The sequence below is a fragment of the Sphingobium quisquiliarum P25 genome (genome assembly GCF_000445065.1).
Classification (GTDB): domain Bacteria; phylum Pseudomonadota; class Alphaproteobacteria; order Sphingomonadales; family Sphingomonadaceae; genus Sphingobium; species Sphingobium quisquiliarum.
Window position 1 is genome coordinate 1 of record NZ_ATHO01000030.1, and the last position, 1,279, is coordinate 1,279.

At 62.9% G+C, this 1,279-nt stretch carries 1 protein-coding gene and 1 pseudogene; one reads left to right on the forward strand and one right to left on the reverse strand.

Features of this window, described 5'->3' with window-relative positions:
• On the reverse strand, nt 1-764 hold a 764-nt coding region (locus L288_RS26035), incomplete at its 3' end, for a hypothetical protein (RefSeq protein WP_031303924.1).
• A 251-nt stretch (nt 765-1,015) separates the two neighbouring features.
• Here L288_RS26035 and L288_RS26040 point away from each other — a divergent pair.
• Nucleotides 1,016-1,279: pseudogene (locus L288_RS26040) on the forward strand (energy transducer TonB); the annotation flags it as partial.

The window sequence follows — 1,279 nt, forward strand, 5'->3', positions numbered from 1 at the left end:
GGAGCGGGCAGGGCGGCGGGCAGGCTGCACGCCAGGCGATACCAGAGCAGGCTGCCCGGTGTGGGCGGCGCGGCGGCTTCGTCCACGATCTCGCCCAATGCGACGGCCCAGCGCGGCTGCTGGCCGGGACGGCGCAGGATCGACAGCGACACCGGATCGCCATTTTCCGTACGCAGGAAGATCTGCGTCTCGCTTTCGCCCGCGACCGTACCTTTGACGTGAAAGGCATCGCCAACGCCAGTGATGCGCGGTGGTGCGCCGTTCGCCACCAGGCCGGACAATATGGCCTTGACCTGCTCGACCGTGGCAGGCTCCGCCGGGATCTGCGCATCGCGCGCCACCAGCTGGATGTCGCCGGGCCGCGCGCCGCGCGTGGCGAACAGGATCATGCGGGCCTTCTTCAACTTGGGCAGCTTGCCGCGCGCATTGACCGGAGCGTCATACAGGTAGCGGACGGACGGGCTGATCCCGCCATCGCCCCGAATCAGGCTGTCCACATCCGCCTCTATATAGAGCCTGCGATATCCTTGCGGCACGGTTCCGGCCCGTTCCGGGGCCAGCGCGATGATGCTGCGAATACGCACCACTGCCACCAGCGAAGATGCATCGGAAAGGTCGGTCAGGTCGGCATAGGTGAGCGGTCCGGCGGCGGTCCCGGCAAGGCCGCTGCCGGGAGTCTGAGCCGCCAAAACACCAGGGTATGCGGCGGAAATGAGGCATGTCGCGGCGAGGGAAAAAAGCGGGATGGCGGATTTGTTTCTCATGTTCGTCCTAAGGATCGACCGGCGTGACATTGTTGTCACAGGCAAGTCATTCTGCTGTAAAATATTAATAGCAATTGACTGTATCGATAAAGCGTTTGCGTGGCACGGTGCGCCGCGATAGGAGTTCGCAAGGTAGCAAATAAAAGGGCAGGGGCCAAAGGTGACCGGGGAAACCCTGGCCAGCTGGGGCTGCTTTTCGCTTATTTGCTTATAATCAACTGGTAAGCTGAGTTAAGGAGTGTCGTTGCCGAATGGCCTATGCTGACCACTCGCAAGGATCGAGTCGGACGATCTCGATCATCATCGTCGCCCTTGTTCACGCTGTTCTCGGTTATGCTTTCGTCACCGGTCTTGGCATGAAATATGTCAAAAAGGCGGCGGAACAGCTGAACGTGATCGACGTGAAGGAGGAACCGCCGCCACCTGACGAGGAGCCGCCGCCGCCGCCGCCGGATCAGCCGGTCGAGCCGCCGCCGGTCGTCGCTCCGCCGCCCATTGTCCAGACGCCGGCCCCC